The organism is Enterobacter sp. TCD1-1, assembly GCF_020567405.1.
Taxonomy (GTDB): Bacteria; Pseudomonadota; Gammaproteobacteria; order Enterobacterales; family Enterobacteriaceae; genus Enterobacter; species Enterobacter quasiroggenkampii.
Genome location: NZ_JAJCXF010000009.1, coordinates 1 through 20,746, shown reverse-complemented (window position 1 = coordinate 20,746; position 20,746 = coordinate 1). Strand labels below are relative to the sequence as shown.

The following is a 20,746-nucleotide window of genomic DNA, read 5'->3' as shown; positions in this document are numbered from 1 at the left end:
GAGCATAGCGATGAGCACGTCAGACGAGACCAATAAAGCGGCATCAGTCGGCAAATGCCCGTTCCATCAGGGCGGCGTCGATCACAGCGCGGGCGCAGGTACAGGCAGCCGCGACTGGTGGCCAAAACAACTCCGCATCGATCTTCTTAACCAACATTCCAATCGTTCGAACCCGCTGGGTGAAGACTTCGACTACCGCAAAGAATTCAGCAAACTTGATTACTCTGCCCTTAAAGGCGACCTTAAAGCACTCTTAACCGACTCTCAGCCGTGGTGGCCAGCCGATTGGGGCAGCTACGCGGGCCTGTTTATCCGCATGGCATGGCACGGCGCGGGTACCTATCGCTCCGTTGACGGGCGCGGTGGGGCAGGACGCGGTCAACAGCGCTTTGCGCCGCTGAACTCCTGGCCGGATAACGTGAGCCTGGATAAAGCGCGCCGTCTGCTGTGGCCCATCAAGAAAAAATACGGACAAAAAATCTCCTGGGCTGACCTGTTTATTCTCGCGGGTAACGTGGCGCTGGAGAATTCGGGCTTCCGCACCTTTGGTTTCGGTGCCGGACGTGAAGACGTCTGGGAACCGGATCTGGACGTGAACTGGGGTGATGAAAAAGCCTGGCTGACCCACCGCGATCCGGAAGCGCTGGCGAAGCGTCCTCTGGCTGCCACCGAAATGGGTCTGATCTACGTGAACCCGGAAGGGCCAAACGCCAGCGGTGAACCGCTGTCAGCGGCGGCAGCGATTCGCGCGACCTTCGGCAACATGGGCATGAACGATGAAGAGACCGTGGCGCTGATTGCAGGCGGCCACACCCTCGGCAAGACCCACGGCGCGGGTGAAGCCACCCACGTGGGCACCGACCCGGAAGCCTCACCAATTGAAGCGCAGGGCCTGGGCTGGGCGAGCACGCTTGGCACGGGCGTGGGCGCTGATGCCATTACTTCCGGTCTGGAAGTCATCTGGTCACAAACCCCGACGCAGTGGAGCAACTACTTCTTCGAGAACCTGTTCAAATACGAATGGGTGCAGACCCGCAGCCCGGCAGGGGCGATTCAGTTTGAAGCCGTTGATGCGCCGGAAATCATGCCCGATCCGTTCGACCCGTCGAAAAAACGCAAGCCGACCATGCTGGTCACCGACCTGACGCTGCGTTTTGACCCGGAATTCGAAAAGATTTCCCGCCGTTTCCTGAACGATCCGCAGGCCTTCAACGAAGCCTTCGCGCGCGCGTGGTTCAAACTGACCCACCGTGATATGGGGCCAAAATCGCGTTACCTTGGCCCGGAAGTGCCGAAAGAAGATCTGATTTGGCAGGACCCGCTGCCGCAGGCGGTATTCAATCCGACCAAAGAGGACATTGAAAGCCTGAAGGCGGAAATTGCGGCGTCCGGTCTGTCCGTCAGCGAACTGGTTTCTGTGGCCTGGGCGTCGGCATCGACCTTCCGCGGCGGCGATAAACGTGGCGGTGCCAACGGCGCGCGTCTGGCGCTGGCGCCTCAGCGTGACTGGGATGTGAACGCCGCGGCGGTTCGCGCGTTACCGGCGCTCGAAGCTATCCAGCGCACCACCAACAAAGCCTCTCTGGCCGATATCATCGTGCTGGCGGGCGTGGTAGGCGTTGAGCAGGCCGCAAAAGCGGCGGGCGTGTACGTCACCGTGCCGTTCACGCCGGGCCGCGTTGATGCGCGTCAGGATCAGACGGATATCGAGATGTTTAACCTGCTCGAACCGATTGCCGATGGCTTCCGCAACTACCGTGCGCAGGTGGATGTGTCCACCACGGAGTCGCTGCTGGTTGATAAAGCCCAGCAGCTGACGCTGACCGCGCCGGAGCTGACGGTGCTGATTGGTGGCCTGCGCGTGCTGGGTGCCAACTTTGATGGCAGCAAGAACGGCGTGTTCACCAACCGTGAAGGCGTGCTGAGCTCTGATTTCTTCGTGAATCTGCTGGATATGAACACCCAGTGGAAGGCGACCGACGAATCCAATGAGCTGTTTGCCGGAAGCGATCGCGCCAGCGGTGAAGTAAAATATACCGCCACCCGCGCCGATCTGGTCTTCGGTTCTAACGCCGTCCTGCGCGCGCTGGCAGAGGTTTATGCCAGCGATGATGCGCATGAGAAGTTCGTTCGCGACTTCGTTGCCGCATGGGCGAAGGTAATGGATTTGGATCGGTTTGACGTGAAGTAACCTTTGTGCCGGGTGGCGGCTACGCCTTACCCGGCCTGGAAATTCAAGTGCCATGTAGGCCGGGTAAGCGCAGCGCCACCCGGCTTTTTTATTACTCCCACTCCTGCAGGAATCGCTGTCCATACTGGTCGGCCACCAGCAGTGCCGCATAGACCTGATCCGGCGTGACGCCGCCGGGCATGTTGTGGATGGTTTCTCCTTCCGCACAGGACGCTTCGGCGATCAGACGCATTTTGGCCGGAATATCCTCTTTGATGTTCAGCTGTGCCAGCGTGATTGGCAGCCCAACGCTGTGGCAAAGCGCCGCGACGGTTTCAATTTCTTCTACCGGCGCATTTTCCAGCACCAGCTGCGTCAGGGTACCAAACGCCACTTTCTCCCCATGATAGAAGTGATGCGCGTCCGGTACCGCCGTCATACCGTTATGAATAGCGTGTGCCGCCGCCAGCCCGCCGCTTTCAAAGCCGACGCCGCTGAGATAGGTGTTGGCTTCGATAATGCGTTCCAGCGCAGGCGTCACCACATGCTGTTCCGCCGCCAGCATCGCTTTTTCACCCTCTTCAACCAGCGTGTTGTAGCACAGCTCCGCGAGCGCCAGTGCCGCCTGGGTGCATTTACCCCCGGCCATGGTGGTCGCACCGCTGCGCGAGCAGGCGCGTGCTTCAAACCAGGTCGCCAGCGCGTCGCCAATCCCGGCGGCTAGCAGACGTGCAGGCGCACCTGCTACCACTTTCGTATCCACAATGACCATGTTCGGGTTGTGTGGCAGCATCAGGTAGCGATCGAACTCGCCGCTGTCGGTGTAAATAACGGAAAGGGCGCTGCACGGCGCGTCGGTGGAGGCAATAGTCGGCGCAATGGCGACCGGCACGTTCATAAAGTGGGCCAGCGCTTTGGCGGTATCCAGCGTTTTCCCGCCCCCAATACCCAGCACCGCCAGGCAGTCGGCGCTATCGGCCAGTCTTTTCAGCCGATCGATTTCATTTTGTGAACACTCGCCGCCAAACGGCGCGATTTCGGCATGCAGTTCAGCTTTTTTAAAACTTTGTCGTAGGGTTTCTTCGGCAAAACCCAGCACAAATTTATCGCCGACGACCAGCCAGCGGTTGGCCAGCGGTTTCAGATAGTCGCCGAGACGGGTCAGTACGTCAGCGCCCTGGATATATTTCCCCGGCGATTGAATGATACGGTCCATAACAGTTCTCCCTTAGAGGTTGAGGTTACCAAACGCGTTTTTCCAGTCCTGCTCGAACTTCTCTATGGCTGACTCTACCGCCGGTGTGCCGAGCATATGTTGCGCTACGTCTAAGGGAAGCGTGATTGCTTCACATCTTGCCAACAGGCAGTCCAGCGCCTGGCGCGGCGTTTTGAAGCTGGCGGCCAGCACCTTGCTTTCCGGCGCGTGCAGTTCCAGCAGGGACTGCAGTTCCTGAACCATGCGAATGCCGTCACCGCCCTGCGCGTCGACGCGGTTTACATACGGCGCGACATATTTCGCCCCTGCGAGTGCGGCGAGCAGGCCCTGCGCCGCGCTGTAAACGGCGGTGCCCAGTGTGGTTATCCCCTCTTTTTTCAACGCTTTAATTGCGATAAGCCCCTGAGCCGTCACCGGGATTTTCACCACAATGCCCGGAATGGCGTTACTCAGACGTTTGGCTTCTGCCACCATGCCTTCGGCATCGCGGCTCATGGTTTGAGCAAACAGCGTGCCTTCCGGCCCGATGGCTTGTTGCAGGCGCGGCAGCACGTCCCAGATGGATTCACGGCTGGCGGCAATGATGCTCGGGTTGGTGGTGACGCCCGCGATGGGAAAGATGCGCGCCAGGCGTTCTACTTCCGCCACGTTGGCGGTATCCAGGTACAGTTCCATTATTTTTCCTTAAGTCAGAAAGGTTGAATAAAGGATACGGCGCACCCAGGCGCGGCGAATACAGGTCAATTTTGCCAAATACTGGACAAATGTAATGTCCTTAGCGAAGTGAGAGAGCGATCACAATGCTACTTTTTGGCGATCAGCTGGCTATGGTACTGGCGTCGATATTCGGAAGGGGAACGTTCGGTGTGCTTGCGAAAGAGACGGCAAAAGTAGTTGCTGTCCGTAAATCCGCAGCGTGTGGCGATATCTTTAATTTTGAGATCGTAGCCTTTCAGCAGCTGACGCGCATGTTCCAGGCGCGTTTTTGTTAAATATTCATTGAATCCGACGCTGCCGACTTTCTGGAATAGATGGGAAAGGTAGTTTGGTGAGATGTAGAACGCCTGTGCCACGGATTCGCGAGTTAACAAAGAGGCGTAATTTTCTTCGATATAGCTCCGAACGGCTTCGAACAGTGCCCGGCTGCGGCTGTCGGTGTGAATTTCACTGCCAAGCAGATCCCGGCAGTGGCTGAGCAGGCTTAAAACTACCAGCCTTGCTGTGTCTTGTTCCTCAGGCTGCATCTGTAATTCGGTGAGCGTTTGCAGAAGAAAAGCCCCCGTTCGCGGACCACGTCGGGCAACCTGGAGTTGTTTTAAGAGCACATTGTCACGCTGTAACTCGATTGTAAGCTGCTGCTTCCCGAAATGTATGCTCAGGACGTGAGGCGCAGGATGCGTGATTTGTCCAAAAAAAGAAAAAAACGCCTCGCAGGGAGTGCCAAGGGTAATACCTAGGCAGGGAGAGGTTCGGGGATGCTGTTCAGTCAGCGCTGAGAAACGAATCTGACCCAGCGGTAACGTGCGGTTCACCAGGTCAGTCAAAATCTGGGTGATATCGGAATGCATAAGGAGACTACCGAAATTTGCCGGGTGGCGCTAACGCTTACCCGGCCTACTTATCGTAGGCCTTTGCAAGCGCAGCGCCGCCGGGCGTATAGCATTAGCCGGTGTTACGCATACCCGCCGCAACGCCCGCAATCGTCACCATCAGCGCCTGTTCAACGCGTGGATCTGGCTCTTTCCCTTCTTCTTCCGCCAGACGCGAACGGTGCAGCAATTCTGCCTGCAGGACGTTCAGCGGGTCGGTGTAGATGTTACGCAGCTGGATAGACTCGGCAATCCACGGCAGGTCCGCCATCAGGTGTGAGTCGTTGGCGATATCCAGCACCACTTTGATGTCGCCTTCCAGCAGTTCGCGCAGCTCTTTACCCAGCGCCCACAGCTCTGGCTTCACCAGGCGCTGATCGTAGTATTCCGCCAGCCAGAGGTCAGCTTTCGAGAAGACCATCTCCAGCATTCCCAGACGGGTAGAGAAGAACGGCCAGTCGCGACACATGGTCTCCAGCTCGCTCTGTTTACCGTCTTCCACCACTTTTTGCAGTGCGGCACCGGCACCCAGCCAGGCGGGCAGCATCAGACGGTTCTGCGTCCAGGCAAAGATCCACGGGATTGCACGCAGAGACTCTACGCCGCCGGTCGGTCGACGTTTTGCAGGACGTGAGCCCAGCGGCAGTTTACCCAGCTCCTGTTCAGGCGTGGCTGAACGGAAGTAAGGCACGAAATCTTTGTTTTCACGCACGTAGCCGCGGTACAGATCGCAGGAGATAGCCGACAGCTCGTCCATGATGTGGCACCAGGAGGCTTTCGGCTCCGGCGGTGGCAGCAGGTTGGCTTCCAGGATCGCGCTGGTATAAAGCGACAGGCTGCTGATGGTCACTTCCGGCAGGCCGTACTTGAAGCGGATCATCTCACCCTGCTCGGTCACGCGCAGGCCGCCTTTCAGGCTTCCCGGCGGCTGTGACAGCAGTGCCGCGTGTGCTGGCGCGCCGCCACGGCCAATTGAGCCACCGCGTCCGTGGAACAGGGTCAGCTCGATACCGGCTTTTTCGCAGGTTTTGATCAGTGCATCCTGCGCCTGATACTGCGCCCAGGATGCCGCCATCACGCCCGCATCTTTCGCGGAGTCGGAATAGCCGATCATTACCATCTGTTTGCCCTGAATAAAGCCGCGATACCAGTCGATGTTCAGCAGCTGGCTCATTACGTCGTTGGCGTTGTTCAGGTCGTCGAGAGTTTCAAACAGCGGGGCGACCGGCAGAGCGTAGTCGATTCCCGCTTCTTTCAGCAGGAGGTGAACGCCCAGCACGTCGGATGGGGTTTTCGCCATGGAGATCACATAGGCGGCGACCGATCCTTTCGGTGCGTCCACGATCGCTTTACAGGTGTTGAGCACTTCGCGGGTATCGTTGCTTGGCTCCCAGTTGCGCGGCAGCAGAGGGCGCTTGGAGTTCAGCTCGCGGATCAGGAACGCCTGCTTGTCAGCTTCGGACCAGCTTTCATAGTCACCGATGCCGAGATAGCGGGTCAGCTCGCCCAGCGCTTCGGTATGACGGGTACTTTCCTGACGCACGTCGATACGCACCAGCGGCACGCCAAAACACTTCACGCGACGCAGGGTGTCGAGCAGTTCGCCGTTGGCGATGATGCCCATCCCGCAGGCCTGCAGCGATTTATAACAGGCGTAAAGCGGCTCCCAGAGCTGTTCGTTCTGGCTGAGCAGGCCTTCTGGTTTTGGCAGGCGCTGGCCTTTCAGGCGCGCTTCCAGCCAGGCCTGAGTGGCCATCAGCTGACCACGCAGCTTTTTCATCAGGAAACGGTACGGCTCGCTGGCGCCTTCTTCACCGGCCAGCGCGCGCAGTTCCGGCGTCGCTTCAACCATCGACAGCTCAGAGATCAGCACCTGAATGTCTTTCAGGAACAGGTCGGTCGCTTTCCAGCGGCTCAGCAGCAGGACGTGGCGGGTGATTTCCGCGGTAACGTTCGGGTTGCCGTCGCGGTCGCCGCCCATCCAGGAGGTGAAGCGAACCGGCACGAAATCGACCGGCAGACGGTAGCCCAGGTTCGCTTCCAGCTGTTCGTTCAGCTCGCGCAGGTAGTTTGGTACCCCTTCCCACAGGCTGTTTTCCACCACCGCAAAGCCCCATTTGGCTTCGTCGACCGGGCTTGGGCGATGCTTACGAATTTCATCGGTGTGCCAGGACTGGGCAATCAGCTGGCGCAGACGGCGCATCAGCTGGTTGCGTTCATAGTCGGCAATGTCTTTGTTATCCAGCTGCTTCAGGCAGTTGTTCACTTCCACCATTTTGTGGATCAGGGTGCGACGGGTGATCTCGGTTGGGTGAGCGGTCAGTACCAGCTCCAGCGAAAGCGACTCCACCGCTTTTTTGATGGTGGCTTCGTTGAGGTCGGGCTGGTCTTTCAGTTTACGAAGGGTGCGGGCAATGACTTCCGGGTTGCTGGCCGCTTCGCCGTTTGGCGAAATGCTGTGGTATTGCTCAGCGGTGTTGGCCAGGTTCAGGAACTGGCTGAAGGCGCGCGCAACGGGCAGCAGCTCATCGTTAGAGAGGTTCTGCAAGGTGGTGAGCAGCTCCTGACGACTGGCCTCGTTACCGGCACGGGAAGATTTAGACAGCTTGCGGATGGTTTCAACGCGGTCAAGGATATTCTCCCCCAACGCATCTTTGATGGTATCTCCAAGCACTTTGCCGAGCATACTGACATTACTACGCAACGCGGAATATTGTTCGTTCATAAAAACCCAGTCACCCCATCATTTTTGTTTATGCCCAGGCGAAAATCTTCTGGACATTATTTTGTCATCTCCCTTTATAAAGCCACGTAAAACCCCCGTCGTCAATTGCTGCGAAAACGGTTCAGCAAACGAATAAATGTGGGCAATTTACGAAATTTAATTCGCATTGCGTCAGATAAGAGATGCTTATGGAAATGTGACGGAGGTCGCGGGATTTACTCCCCTCACCCTGCCCTCTCCCCAAAGGGGAGAGGGTGTTCAAATTCCCTCTCCCCTTTGGGGAGAGGGTTAGGGTGAGGGGCAGTTTTTAATGCCAGCAGAAGTGATGCACAACCTGGGTAATCAGTTCGCGGGTGGGTTTGATAAAGCGGGTTTCCAGATATTCATCCGGCTGGTGCGCCTGGTTGATGGAGCCTGGGCCAAGAACCAGCGTCGGGCAAAGCGTCTGAATAAACGGCGCTTCGGTGCAGTAGTTCACCACGTCGGTTTTCTGGCCGAGCAGCTTTTCTACCACATCGACCAGTTGATGGTCCGGCGGGCATTCGTAACCCGGGATGGGCGGATGCAGTTCGGAGACCGTCAGGCGACCCGGCCAGCGTTCGCTCACCGGGGCCAGCGCCTCATTCAGCAGGCCGTCGAGATCGCTCAGGGTCATGCCCGGCAGCGGGCGAATATCCATGTGCAGTTCGCAGCAGGCGCAGATGCGGTTGGAGGCATCGCCGCCGTGCAGGCTGCCGAGGTTCAGCGTCGGGTACGGCACGGTGAACGCGTCGTAGTGATAGCGAGCCTTCAGGTCGTCGCGCAGGGCCATGATGCGGCCGATGGCGTCATGCATCAGCTCAATGGCGTTCACGCCGCGTGCCGGATCGCTGGAGTGGCCGGACTGCCCGAGCACGCGCACGGCGGTAGAGATATGGCCTTTATGCGCGCGAATCGGCTGCAGAGACGTCGGCTCGCCGATGATCGCGCAATCCGGGCGAATCGCCGTGTTTTCAGAGAAGTAGCGCGCGCCCGCCATGCTGGTCTCTTCATCAGCGGTCGCCAGAATGTAGAGCGGTTTTTTCAGCTTCGTCACGTCCACGTCACGCAGCGCGTCGAGGATAAAGGCGAAGAAGCCTTTCATGTCGGCGGTGCCCAGACCGTAGAGCTTGTTGTCGTGCTCGGTCAGGGTGAACGGATCGCGCGTCCAGCGGCCATCGTCGAACGGCACGGTGTCGGTATGACCGGCCAGCAGCAGGCCGCCCGCACCGGTTCCGGTACTGGCGAGCAGGTTAAATTTGTGGCGCGTGCCGGGGACGGGCTGAACCTCAACGTCAAACCCAAGATCGCTAAACCAACCCGCCAGCAGATTGATTAAAGACTCATTGCTCTGATCCAGCGCTTCTTCCGTTGCGCTGATGGACGGTGTGGCAATCAGGGCGCGGTAGATCTCGATAAATGGCGGTAAGTTCATTTTCATTGTTGACACACCTTAGGTCGTGATAGTATCAATATTCATGCAATAAATGTGAATAAAAATACATTAACGTTGAGCATAAAGGAACCCGATGTTGAATACGCTGATTGTAGGCGCTAGCGGTTATGCGGGCGCAGAGCTTGTAAGCTACGTGAATCGCCATCCACATATGACCATAACCGCTTTGACCGTGTCAGCGCAAAGCAATGATGCAGGAAAGTTAATTTCCGATTTGCATCCGCAGCTTAAGGGCCTGGTCGATCTGCCGCTGCAGCCCATGTCTGACATCAGCGAGTTTACTGACGGCGTCGACGTGGTGTTTTTAGCCACCGCACACGAGGTCAGCCACGACCTGGCGCCGCAGTTCCTGGCGGCTGGCTGCGTGGTCTTCGACCTCTCCGGCGCGTTTCGCGTTAACGACGGCGCGTTCTACGAAAAATATTACGGTTTCACCCATCAGCATCCGGATCTGCTTGAAAAAGCGGTGTACGGCCTGGCGGAGTGGAGCGCAGATAAACTGAAAGAAGCGGATCTGATTGCCGTTCCGGGCTGCTACCCGACGGCGGCGCAGCTTGCCCTGAAGCCGCTGATCGACGCGGGTCTGCTGGATCTGAACCAGTGGCCGGTGATCAACGCCACCAGCGGCGTGAGCGGTGCAGGACGCAAGGCGGCGATCTCTAACAGCTTCTGCGAAGTGAGCCTTCAGCCGTATGGCGTGTTTAATCACCGCCATCACCCTGAGATCACGACGCATCTGGGCGCGGACGTCATTTTCACCCCGCACCTGGGCAGCTTCCCGCGTGGGATCCTCGAAACCATTACCTGCCGCCTGAAGCCTGGCGTGACCAAGGAGCAGGTGAGCGAGGTCTTCACGCAGGCGTATGCGGACAAACCGCTGGTACGTCTGTACGACAAAGGCGTGCCGGCGCTGAAAAACGTGGTCGGTCTGCCGTTCTGCGATATCGGCTTTGCCGTTCAGGGTGAGCATCTCATCGTGGTGGCCGCAGAAGATAACTTACTGAAAGGCGCTGCCGCACAGGCAATGCAGTGTGCAAATATTCGTTTCGGTTTCCCTGAAACGCAGGCTCTTATTTAAGGTGTGATGATGAACCCATTAATTATCAAACTCGGTGGTGTACTGCTGGACAGCGAAGAAGCGCTGGAGCGTCTGTTTACCGCGCTGGTGAACTATCGCGAATCACACCAACGTCCACTGGTGATTGTGCACGGCGGCGGCTGCGTGGTGGATGAGCTGATGAAAGGGCTCAACCTGCCGGTGATCAAGAAAAACGGCCTGCGCGTGACGCCTGCGGATCAGATTGACATTATCACCGGTGCGCTGGCGGGTACGGCGAACAAAACCCTGCTGTCCTGGGCGAAGAAACACCACATTGCCTCCGTTGGCCTCTATCTGGGCGATGGCGACAGCGTAAAAGTGACCCAGCTCGACGAAGCGCTCGGTCATGTTGGACTGGCGCAGCCGGGTTCGCCTAAGCTGATTAACACGCTGCTGGAAGGCGGTTTCCTGCCGGTGGTGAGCTCTATCGGCGTGACCGAAGAGGGTGAGCTGATGAACGTTAACGCTGACCAGGCGGCAACCGCACTGGCGGCAACGCTGGGTGCGGACCTGATCCTGCTCTCCGACGTGAGCGGCATTCTGGACGGAAAAGGCCAGCGCATCGCAGAAATGACGGCAGAGAAAGCCGAGCAGCTGATTGCGCAGGGCATCATCACCGACGGCATGATCGTCAAAGTGAACGCCGCGCTGGATGCGGCACGCACGCTGGGTCGCCCGGTAGATATCGCCTCCTGGCGTCACGCGGAGCAGCTCCCGGCGCTGTTTAACGGCACGCCGATTGGCACGCGTATTTTAGCGTAATCGATTTAATGTTTTGTAGGCCCGGTAAGCGCAGCGCCACCGGGCAATGAAATTCAAAGATATTAAGGAAGCATGTTATGGCACTTTGGGGTGGGCGTTTTACACAGGCAGCGGATCAGCGGTTCAAACAGTTCAACGACTCTTTGCGCTTCGACTACCGCCTGGCCGAACAGGATATTGTCGGCTCTGTGGCCTGGTCCAAAGCGCTGGTGACGGTGGGCGTGCTGACCCCAGAGGAACAGTTGCAGCTGGAAGAGGCGCTGAACAATCTGCTGGAAGAAGTGCGTCTGGATCCGCAGCAAATTCTGCAGAGCGATGCCGAAGATATTCACAGCTGGGTGGAAGGTAAACTGATCGACAAGGTCGGCCAGCTGGGTAAAAAGCTGCATACCGGCCGGAGCCGTAACGACCAGGTCGCCACCGATCTGAAGCTGTGGTGTAAGGATACCGTTGGCGAACTGCTGGCGGCTAACCGTCAGCTGCAGACCGCGCTGGTGGAGACCGCACAAAATAATCAGGACGCGGTGATGCCGGGTTATACCCACCTGCAGCGCGCGCAGCCGGTGACCTTTGCGCACTGGTGTCTGGCCTATGTAGAGATGCTGGCGCGTGACGAAAGCCGTCTGCAGGATACCCTGAAGCGTCTGGACGTCAGCCCGCTGGGCAGCGGCGCGCTGGCGGGTACCGCTTACGAAATCGACCGTGAACAGCTGGCAGGCTGGCTGGGCTTTGCCTCCGCTACCCGTAACAGCCTGGATAGCGTCTCCGATCGTGACCACGTGCTGGAACTGCTCTCTAACGCGTCTATCGGTATGGTGCACCTGTCGCGCTTTGCCGAAGACTTGATCTTCTTTAACTCCGGCGAAGCGGGCTTTGTTGAGCTGTCCGACCGCGTGACCTCAGGTTCATCCCTGATGCCGCAGAAGAAAAACCCGGACGCGCTGGAGCTGATCCGCGGGAAATGTGGCCGCGTGCAAGGCGCGCTGACCGGCATGATGATGACCCTGAAAGGGCTGCCGCTGGCGTACAACAAAGATATGCAGGAAGACAAAGAAGGGCTGTTCGACGCGCTCGACACCTGGCTGGACTGTCTGCATATGGGCGCGCTGGTGCTGGATGGCATTCAGGTGAAGCGTCCGCGCTGTCAGGAAGCGGCGCAGCAGGGCTATGCGAACGCGACCGAGCTGGCGGATTACCTGGTGGCGAAGGGCGTACCGTTCCGTGAAGCGCACCATATTGTCGGTGAAGCGGTAGTGGAAGCCATTCGTCAGGGTAAACCGCTGGAAGATCTGGCGCTGGCCGATCTACAGAAATTCAGCGCGGTTATCGGGGATGATGTGTATCCAATACTGGCGCTGCAGTCCTGCCTGGATAAGCGTGCGGCGAAAGGCGGCGTGTCGCCTAAGCAGGTGACGCAGGCGATTGCGGATGCGAAAAACCGCCTGATTTGATGCCTGAAACGTCGGGTGGCGGCTTCGCCTTACCCGACCTACAAAACCCCAGCCCAACCCTGAGTTGGGCTTTTTTACGCAAAAAAAAGCGGACCACGGGGTCCGCAAAAGTTCACGTTGGCTTTAGTTGTTCGAGTTTTGAGAGAAACTCGCTGACGGTGCGGGGACGTCAAGGGTCAAACACGTGCCGCCTCGTCTATGTGGTGTATTATTCAACAGAATGCTTGATAGGGATAATCGTTCGTTGCTATGCTATCTATCGCCATGAACTATCGTGGCGACGGAGGATGAATAATGAATATTCGTGATCTTGAATACCTGGTAGCGTTAGCCGAGCATCGTCACTTTCGCCGCGCGGCAGATTCCTGCCACGTCAGCCAGCCCACGCTGAGCGGCCAGATCCGCAAGCTGGAAGACGAGTTGGGCGTGATGCTGCTGGAGCGCACCAGTCGTAAGGTTCTGTTCACACAGGCAGGTCTTCTGCTGGTGGATCAGGCGCGCACCGTGCTGCGCGAGGTCAAAGTGCTCAAGGAAATGGCAAGCCAGCAGGGGGAGGCCATGTCCGGCCCGCTGCATATTGGCCTGATCCCAACCGTTGGCCCGTACCTGTTACCGCACATCATTCCGATGCTGCACCAGACGTTCCCGAAACTCGAAATGTACCTGCACGAAGCGCAAACCCATCAGCTGTTGGCACAACTGGACAGCGGCAAGCTCGACTGCGCCATTCTGGCACTGGTAAAAGAGAGTGAAGCCTTTATTGAAGTGCCGCTGTTCGATGAGCCAATGATGCTGGCGATCTATGAAGATCACCCGTGGGCGAACCGCGATCGCGTGCCGATGGCCGATCTGGCGGGTGAAAAGCTGCTGATGCTGGAAGATGGCCACTGCCTGCGTGATCAGGCGATGGGCTTCTGCTTCGAAGCGGGTGCGGATGAGGATACCCATTTCCGCGCAACCAGCCTGGAAACGCTGCGTAATATGGTCGCGGCGGGAAGCGGTATTACGCTGCTGCCTGCGCTGGCGGTACCGCACGAGCGTAAACGTGATGGCGTGGTCTACTTGCCATGCATTAAACCAGAGCCGCGTCGTACGATTGGCCTGGTCTATCGCCCTGGGTCACCGCTGCGCAGCCGATATGAGCAGCTGGCAGAGGCCATCCGTGGTGCGATGGATGGCCATTTTGACAGCGCGTTAAAACAGGCGGTTCAGGCCGTTTAGTGCCGCGACCCGATAGGCTTCCGCCATGGTCGGGTAGTTAAAGGTGGTGTTAACGAAGTACTCAATGGTGTTACCACCACCTTTCTGCTCCATGATGGCCTGGCCGATATGAATGATTTCCGCGGCGCGTTCACCAAAGCAGTGAATCCCGAGGATCTCTTTCGTCTCGCGATGGAACAGAATCTTCAGCGTACCCACGCTCATCCCCACGATTTGCGCCCGCGCCAGATGTTTAAACTGCGCACGACCCACCTCGTAAGGCACCTTCATTGACGTCAGCTGCTGCTCGGTTTTCCCTACGGAACTGATTTCCGGGATGGTGTAGATGCCCGTCGGGATATCTTCAATCAGATGCGCCGTCGCTTCGCCTTTCACCAGCGCCTGCGCCGCAATGCGTCCCTGGTCGTAAGCGGCTGAGGCCAGGCTTGGATAGCCAATGACGTCGCCGACCGCGTAAACGTGCGGCAGGGCGGTCTGATACATGCTGTTGACCTTCAGCTGACCGCGGCTGTCGGTTTCAAGCCCGATATTTTCCAGCTGCAGGGAATCGGTGTTGCCGGTACGGCCGTTGGCGTACAGGAGGCAGTCCGCTTTCAGCTTCTTGCCGGACTTGAGGTGCATGATCACCCCGTCGTCGCAGCCTTCGATCTTCTCGTACTCTTCGTTGTGACGAATGACCACGCCGCTGTTCCAGAAGTGGTAGGAGAGGGAGTCCGACATCTCCTGATCGAGGAAAGCCAGCAGGCGATCGCGAGTGTTGATCAGGTCAACTTTGACGTCCATTCCGCGGAAGATCGACGCATATTCGCAACCAATGACCCCTGCGCCATAGATAATGACGTGGCGGGGTTCATGGTGCAGGCTCAGAATCGAGTCGCTGTCGTAGACGCGCGGGTGCGAGAAGTCCACGTCGGCCGGATGGTATGGGCGTGAACCGCAGGCAATCACAAATTTTTCAGCGGTGATGGTTTCAACCGACCCGTCGTGGCATTCGAGTGCCAGGGTGTGTTCATCCACAAAATGCGCGTTGCCCTGCAAAATTTCACAGTGGTTACGCTCATAAAACCCCTGACGCATGCGCGTCTGCTGGTTAATGACGGTATCCGCGTGGTTCAGGATGTCGGCAAAGGAGGAACGAAGAAGTCGGGAGTGGTCGCTGTAAAGAGGGTTCTGGTTGAATTCGATAATGCGGCTAACGGCGTGGCGGAGGGCTTTCGAAGGGATGGTGCCCCAGTGGGTGCAACCGCCGCCGACATTATGGTAGCGCTCAATGACCGCTACTCTGGCTCCCTGTTTCACCAGACCCATAGCAGCGCCTTCGCCGCCGGGGCCGGAACCAATAACTATTGCGTCGTAATCGTAGGAATGTGGCATGGCAAGGCTTACCTGTTCTTATACATAAAAGCAACAGAATCATAACATCATTGCCAGAGTAACCCAATTATCGTTGTGCTTTTTTCCGGCAGTGGAGCACAAACCGCACGTAAACAATCATTCACAAAGCCAGGCAAACAGATTAATTTTATTCTCTGGTATAGTGCCATCAGGCCTTTGGAAGGATTCAACTATCGTGATGGGCGTAAGAGCACAACAAAAAGAGAAAACCCGGCGTTCGCTGGTGGAAGCCGCATTCAGTCAACTGAGTGCTGAGCGAAGTTTTGCCAGTTTGAGCCTGCGCGAAGTCGCACGTGAGGCCGGGATTGCGCCAACGTCCTTCTATCGTCACTTCCGTGATGTGGATGAACTGGGCCTGACCATGGTCGACGAGAGCGGTTTGATGCTGCGCCAGCTGATGCGCCAGGCGCGTCAGCGTATCGCCAAAGGGGGCAGCGTGATCCGTACCTCCGTGTCGACCTTTATGGAATTTATCGGCAATAACCCCAACGCGTTTCGTCTGCTTCTGCGCGAGCGTTCGGGCACGTCGGCGGCGTTTCGTGCCGCCGTCGCGCGCGAAATTCAGCACTTCATCGCGGAACTTGCCGACTATCTTGAACTCGAAAACCATATGCCGCGTGCGTTTACCGAAGCACAGGCCGAGGCGATGGTGACGATTGTTTTCAGCGCAGGTGCCGAAGCGCTGGATGTCAGCATTGAACAACGCAAGCAGCTTGAAGAGCGACTGGTATTGCAGCTCAGGATGATCTCCAAAGGCGCGTACTACTGGTATCGCCGTGAACAAGAGAAACTGGCACATCAAACCGAAGAGTGAAGGTGAGTAATGAAACAGTCAGGTCAGGATAAAGGGACGTTGTTGCTGGCATTGATCGCTGGCTTATCCATTAATGGTACGTTCGCCGCTATTTTTAGCTCCATCGTGCCGTTTTCGATTTTCCCGCTGATTGCGCTGGTGCTGACGGTGTACTGCCTGCATCAACGCTACCTGAACCGCACCATGCCGGTGGGGTTACCGGGGCTGGCCGCCGCCTGCTTTATTCTGGGCGTATTGCTGTACAGCACGGTGGTGCGCGCGGAGTATCCGGATATCGGCTCTAACTTCTTCCCTGCGGTACTGTCTGTGGCGCTGGTGTTCTGGATTGGCTCGCGCATGCGTAGCCGTAAAAGCCAGTTACCGGAGTAAAGGTTTTTGTCATTGTAGGCCGGATAAGCGAAGCGCCATCCGGCTTTTTTGGCAGGTGGCGCTTCGCTTACCTGCCCTACAAGGCCACATTACTTCGCCGTGAGCAGTACACCGCACTCCATATGGTGCGTATACGGGAACTGATCGAACAGCGCCAGACGTTCAACCTTGTGCGTCTGGCCTAACGTTTCCAGGTTCTTGCACAGCGTCTCCGGATTACAGGAGATGTACAAAATACGCGGGTAGGCCTGCACCATCTTTTCGGTTTCGCTGTCCAGGCCACTGCGCGGCGGGTCGACAAAAATCGTCTCACACTGGTAGCTCTTCAGATCGATGCCTTCCAGACGGTTAAACTGGCGAACGCCGTTCATCGCCTGCGTGAACTCTTCTGCGGCCATACGAATGATCTGCACGTTGTCGATATGGTTGGCGGCAATGTTGTACTGCGCGGCGGCAACCGACGGTTTGGCGATTTCCGTTGCCAGGACGCGATCGAAGTTACGCGCCAGCGCCAGCGAGAAGTTGCCGTTACCGCAGTAGAGCTCAAGCAGATCGCCCGTTGATCCTTCCGTCGCCTTCAGCGCCCACTCCAGCATCTGCACGTTCATTGCAGCGTTCGGCTGGGTGAAGCTGTTCTCGACCTGACGATACACCATCTCTTTACCCGCCACCGGCAGACGCTCGTCGATGTAGTCCTGATCCAGCATGATTTTGGTTTTTGTCGCGCGGCCAATCAGGTGAACGTTGATGTTCTGCGCACGCAGCGCATCGCGCAGCGCTTCCGCCTGCTCGCGCCACTCGTCGTTCAGGGCTTTGTGGTACAGCAGGGAGACAATCGCCTGATTGCTTTGCGTGGTCAGGTAGTCAATCTGGAAAAGCTTGTTACGCAGTACCGGGTTGTTACGCACGCCGTCCATTATCAGCGTCATTAATTGGTTAATGAGCTCACTCGCTGCCGGGAAGCTGTCCACGCGGATACGGGACTTCGTCTGCTGATCGAAAATGATGTGGTACAGGTCGTCACCGTCGTGCCAGATGCGAAACTCGGCACGCATGCGGTAGTGGCTGACAGGAGAGCGGAACACCTCGGGAACGGGCGCGTTGAAAGGCGTCATCATACTTTGCAGGCGGACAACTTTCTCTGCCAGCTGCGCGTCGTACTGTTCTGTCGGGAGGTGTTCTGGGGTCATGATGCGTCCTGAGTGATAAAGAATTACGCGGCGATTGTAGGGATTGTTCAGGGGATGTCCAGATTTAATGGCCAATAGCTGTCTGGACATCCATACGTGTCTAATTGTAGCATTCTGTTTCCGGTCTCCTGAGAGTGAAAAGGGAATCCAGTGTAAATCTGGAGCTGACGCGCAGCGGTAAAGACTGGCGGGATGAGCGTTGTAGACACTGTGAAAATGGGAAGTCTTCATCCTTATATAGCCACCTAGCCCGAAGACCTGCCGGGATCACGTCGCATTTGGTTTCATCATCGCGTGCTATCGATGAGGCCTGCGGCATCCTTCTTATATTGTGGATGCTTTAACAATGATTAAAAAAGTATCGCTGTTGACGGCGTTGTCCGTCACGGCATTTTCGGGCTGGGCGCAGGATAGCGCAGACTCGTTGGTGGTGACGGCAAATCGTTTTGAACAACCTGAAAAAACTATTCTGGCTGCAAACACGGTTGTTACGCGTGCCGATATTGACCGTTGGCAGTCAACCTCGCTCCTGGATGTTATGCGCCGCCTGCCCGGCGTGGATACGGCGCAAAGTGGTGGGATGGGGCAACTCTCTTCTCTCTTTATCCGTGGCACCAACTCCAGCCACGTCTTGATCCTTGTTGATGGGATCCGCCTTAACCAGGCGGGCGTCACGGGGTCGTCCGATCTCAGCCAGTTCCCAATCTCTCTGGTGCAGCGTATCGAATATGTTCGTGGACCGCGTTCTGCGGTATACGGCTCGGACGCGATCGGCGGCGTCGTAAACATTATTACCACTCGCGCGAAGGACGGTACCACGCTGAATGCTGGCGTAGGCTCGCACGGCTACCAGAATTATGGTGGCAGTACTCAGCAAACACTGGGCGACAGCACACGCGTCACGCTTGCGGGTGATTACACCTATACCAAAGGGTTTGATGTGGTTGCGGACGGCAACAATGGTGGCCTTGCCCAGACCGATCGCGACGGCTTTATGAATAAAACGCTCTACGGCGCACTGGATCACGCATTCTCAGACCAGTGGAGCGGTTTTGTTCGCGGCTTTGGCTACAGCAACCGTACTGCCTACGACGGTTACTACAGCTCATTTACCCCTGACGTACTGGTCGATACCCGCCAGCTTTATAGTCAGACCTGGGATGCAGGATTGCGCTTCAATGATGACATCTTCCATTCACAGCTGCTCACCAGCTATAGCCACAGCAAGGACTATAACTACGACCCGAATTTAGGCCGCTACGATTCGACAGCCACGCTGGATGAAATCAAGCAGTACAATGTCCAGTGGCTCAACTCCGTTGATGTTGGCCAAGGGAACATTGGCGCGGGCGTTGACTGGCAGAAGCAGAGCACCGAGCCGGGTACAAACTACGTGACCAACGGCTACGACCTGCGTAACACCGGCGTCTACCTGACCGGGCTGCAGCAGTTTGGTGACTTCACCCTGGAAGGAGCGGTTCGCAGCGATGACAACTCTCAGTTCGGTCGTCATGGCACCTGGCAAAGCAGTGCGGCCTGGGAGTTCGTGGAGGGTTACCGCTTCGTTGCTTCTTATGGTACGGCCTATAAAGCACCGAATCTGGGTCAACTCTATGGTTTCTATGGCAATGACCATCTTGATCCAGAAGAGAGCAAACAGTGGGAAGGTGCGTTTGAAGGCCTGACGGCAGGCGTGAGCTGGCGCGTATCCGGCTACCGTAATGACGTTGATAATCTCATCGACTTCGATAATAACCTCCAGCAATATTACAACGTCGGTAAAGCGCGCATTAAAGGTGTGGAAGCGACAGCATCGTTTGACACGGGGCCGTTGACGCACACCGTTGGCTACGACTACGTGGATGCCCGCAATGCTGCAACCAACGAACTTCTGGACCGTCGTGCTAAGCAGCAGGTGAAATATCAGCTCGACACGCAGATCTATGATTTCGACTGGAGCCTGACTTATCACTATCTCGGTACGCGTTACGACACTGACTTTGGTACTTACCCGTCTGAGAAAGTAAAAATGGGCGGTGTAAGCCTGTGGGATGTCGCAGTTTCGTATCCTGTCACCTCACACCTTACAGTTCGTGGTAAAATAGCCAACCTGTTCGATAAAGATTACGAGACAGTTTATGGCTACCAAACTGCAGGACGGGAATACACCTTGTCTGGCAGCTACACCTTCTAATCCGCGTCCCACCGTGCTGGTGTTTGATTCCGGCGTCGGTGGGCTTTCGGTCTATGATGAGATTCGGCATCTCCTGCCGGATCTCCATTACATCTACGCTTTCGATAACGTCGCTTTCCCGTACGGGGAAAAGAGCGAAGATTTTATTGTCGAGCGCGTGGTGGAAATCGTCACTGCGGTACAAAAGCGCTATCCCCTTGCGCTGGCTGTCATCGCGTGTAACACGGCGAGCACCGTTTCTCTTCCCGCCCTGCGTGAAAAATTCCAGTTCCCGGTTGTGGGCGTCGTCCCTGCAATAAAGCCTGCCGCGCGTCTGACAGCGAACGGCATTGTGGGCTTGCTGGCCACGCGAGGTACGGTAAAGCGTCCTTATACCCGCGAGCTGATCGACCGTTTCGCTAATGAATGCCAGATTGCGATGCTCGGTTCGGCTGAGCTGGTGGAGATGGCGGAAGCGAAGCTGCATGGCAAGTCGGTATCACTCGACGAGCTGCGTCGTATTCTTCGTCCGTGGCTGAGGATGCCCGAACCCCCGGATACTGTTGTGCTGGGCTGTACCCACTTCCCGCTACTCCAGGAAGAGCTATTAGAGGTACTGCCGGAGGGGACGCGTCTGGTGGATTCCGGAGCGGCTATTGCCCGTCGTACGGCATGGTTGCTGGAGCATGAAGCCCCGGATGCGAAATCTACCGATGCGAATATCGCGTTTTGTATGGCGTTAACAAAAGAAACTGAACAACTTTTACCCGTTTTACGCCGTTATGGCTTTGAAACGCTCGAAAAACTGGCGCTATAGCACGGTTTTGAGCAAAAAAGAGACGGTTGAAAGTTTTTTTTAAAAGAGGGGTTGTCAACGTCTGAGAACTCCCTATAATGCGCCTCCACTGACACGGAACAACGGCTTACAGGCCGCCGGGTTAGCGGGGTTCAGAGATGAACGCCAACAGAGAAAAGCGAAAATAATCACTTGACTCTGAATGAGGAAAACGTAATATACGGGACCTCGCAACGGTGAGCGAAAGCCGCGTTGCACTGCTCTTTAACAATTTATCAGACAATCTGTGTGGGCACTCAAAG

Annotated in this window: 16 protein-coding genes and 1 riboswitch; of the genes, 9 read left to right on the top strand and 7 right to left on the bottom strand. The window is 56.9% G+C overall.

What is annotated here, in order from left to right; all coding sequences use genetic code 11:
* The first annotated feature begins 10 nt into the window (after nt 1-10).
* The gene (gene katG / locus LJA86_RS21190; RefSeq protein ID WP_229226694.1) at nt 11-2,191 is read left to right on the top strand and encodes a catalase/peroxidase HPI; all 2,181 of its coding nucleotides are present in this window, start codon (nt 11-13) and stop codon (nt 2,189-2,191) included.
* Between the two features lie 91 nt (nt 2,192-2,282).
* Here katG and gldA read toward each other — a convergent pair whose 3' ends face one another.
* The 5 genes from gldA to argE form a co-directional block, all read right to left on the bottom strand.
* Nucleotides 2,283-3,386 (bottom strand): bifunctional L-1,2-propanediol dehydrogenase/glycerol dehydrogenase, encoded by a 1,104-nt coding sequence (gene gldA / locus LJA86_RS21185; protein ID WP_045909123.1) that lies wholly within the window; start codon nt 3,384-3,386, stop codon nt 2,283-2,285.
* Nucleotides 3,387-3,398: 12 nt separating this feature from the next.
* Nucleotides 3,399-4,061, bottom strand: a complete 663-nt coding sequence (gene fsa / locus LJA86_RS21180; protein WP_229226693.1) for a fructose-6-phosphate aldolase — start codon at nt 4,059-4,061, stop codon at nt 3,399-3,401.
* Nucleotides 4,062-4,189: 128 nt separating this feature from the next.
* The gene (locus LJA86_RS21175) at nt 4,190-4,954 is read right to left on the bottom strand and encodes a helix-turn-helix transcriptional regulator (RefSeq protein ID WP_229226692.1); all 765 of its coding nucleotides are present in this window, start codon (nt 4,952-4,954) and stop codon (nt 4,190-4,192) included.
* 94 nt (nt 4,955-5,048) lie between these two features.
* Nucleotides 5,049-7,700, bottom strand: coding sequence for a phosphoenolpyruvate carboxylase (ppc, locus tag LJA86_RS21170; protein WP_008501791.1), 2,652 nt, complete (start codon nt 7,698-7,700; stop codon nt 5,049-5,051).
* A gap of 307 nt (nt 7,701-8,007) precedes the next feature.
* Nucleotides 8,008-9,159 carry an acetylornithine deacetylase gene (gene argE, locus LJA86_RS21165; RefSeq protein WP_063622934.1) on the bottom strand — a complete coding sequence of 384 codons (1,152 nt, stop codon included), beginning with the start codon at nt 9,157-9,159 and terminating at the stop codon, nt 8,008-8,010.
* Between the two features lie 88 nt (nt 9,160-9,247).
* On the opposite strand from argE, the gene argC reads away from it, so the two are divergent.
* The 4 genes from argC to oxyR all read left to right on the top strand — a co-directional run bounded on the left by argC (nt 9,248) and on the right by oxyR (nt 13,707).
* Complete coding sequence (gene argC, locus LJA86_RS21160; RefSeq protein ID WP_048028410.1) at nt 9,248-10,252, top strand: N-acetyl-gamma-glutamyl-phosphate reductase; 1,005 nt, start codon at nt 9,248-9,250, stop codon at nt 10,250-10,252.
* A gap of 6 nt (nt 10,253-10,258) precedes the next feature.
* Nucleotides 10,259-11,035 carry an acetylglutamate kinase gene (gene argB, locus LJA86_RS21155; protein WP_086374972.1) on the top strand — a complete coding sequence of 259 codons (777 nt, stop codon included), beginning with the start codon at nt 10,259-10,261 and terminating at the stop codon, nt 11,033-11,035.
* 77 nt (nt 11,036-11,112) lie between these two features.
* On the top strand, nt 11,113-12,486 hold the full coding sequence (gene argH, locus LJA86_RS21150) for an argininosuccinate lyase (RefSeq protein WP_045909130.1): 1,374 nt from the start codon (nt 11,113-11,115) through the stop codon (nt 12,484-12,486).
* 294 nt (nt 12,487-12,780) lie between these two features.
* The gene (oxyR, locus tag LJA86_RS21145) at nt 12,781-13,707 is read left to right on the top strand and encodes a DNA-binding transcriptional regulator OxyR (protein WP_044597477.1); all 927 of its coding nucleotides are present in this window, start codon (nt 12,781-12,783) and stop codon (nt 13,705-13,707) included.
* Here the strand turns inward: oxyR and sthA are convergent.
* Nucleotides 13,681-15,081, bottom strand: a complete 1,401-nt coding sequence (gene sthA, locus LJA86_RS21140) for a Si-specific NAD(P)(+) transhydrogenase (protein WP_008501785.1) — start codon at nt 15,079-15,081, stop codon at nt 13,681-13,683. The genes oxyR and sthA overlap by 27 nt on opposite strands.
* Nucleotides 15,082-15,277: 196 nt before the next feature.
* On the opposite strand from sthA, the gene fabR reads away from it, so the two are divergent.
* A complete protein-coding gene (gene fabR, locus LJA86_RS21135) occupies nt 15,278-15,916 on the top strand; it encodes an HTH-type transcriptional repressor FabR (RefSeq protein ID WP_008501784.1) in 639 nt (212 codons plus the stop codon).
* A 9-nt stretch (nt 15,917-15,925) separates the two neighbouring features.
* Entirely contained in the window at nt 15,926-16,285 is a 360-nt protein-coding gene (locus tag LJA86_RS21130; RefSeq protein ID WP_008501783.1) for a YijD family membrane protein, read from the top strand.
* An 89-nt stretch (nt 16,286-16,374) separates the two neighbouring features.
* Here LJA86_RS21130 and trmA read toward each other — a convergent pair whose 3' ends face one another.
* Nucleotides 16,375-17,475 (bottom strand): tRNA (uridine(54)-C5)-methyltransferase TrmA, encoded by a 1,101-nt coding sequence (gene trmA, locus LJA86_RS21125; protein WP_023333837.1) that lies wholly within the window; start codon nt 17,473-17,475, stop codon nt 16,375-16,377.
* Nucleotides 17,476-17,579: 104 nt separating this feature from the next.
* Nucleotides 17,580-17,756: riboswitch (cobalamin riboswitch) on the top strand.
* A 65-nt stretch (nt 17,757-17,821) separates the two neighbouring features.
* Between trmA and btuB the strand changes: the two genes are divergently transcribed.
* Nucleotides 17,822-19,669, top strand: a complete 1,848-nt coding sequence (btuB, locus tag LJA86_RS21120; protein ID WP_229226691.1) for a TonB-dependent vitamin B12 receptor BtuB — start codon at nt 17,822-17,824, stop codon at nt 19,667-19,669.
* Complete coding sequence (murI, locus tag LJA86_RS21115; RefSeq protein ID WP_048028420.1) at nt 19,614-20,465, top strand: glutamate racemase; 852 nt, start codon at nt 19,614-19,616, stop codon at nt 20,463-20,465. The genes btuB and murI overlap by 56 nt, the downstream gene beginning before the upstream one ends.
* Nucleotides 20,466-20,746 lie beyond the last annotated feature (281 nt).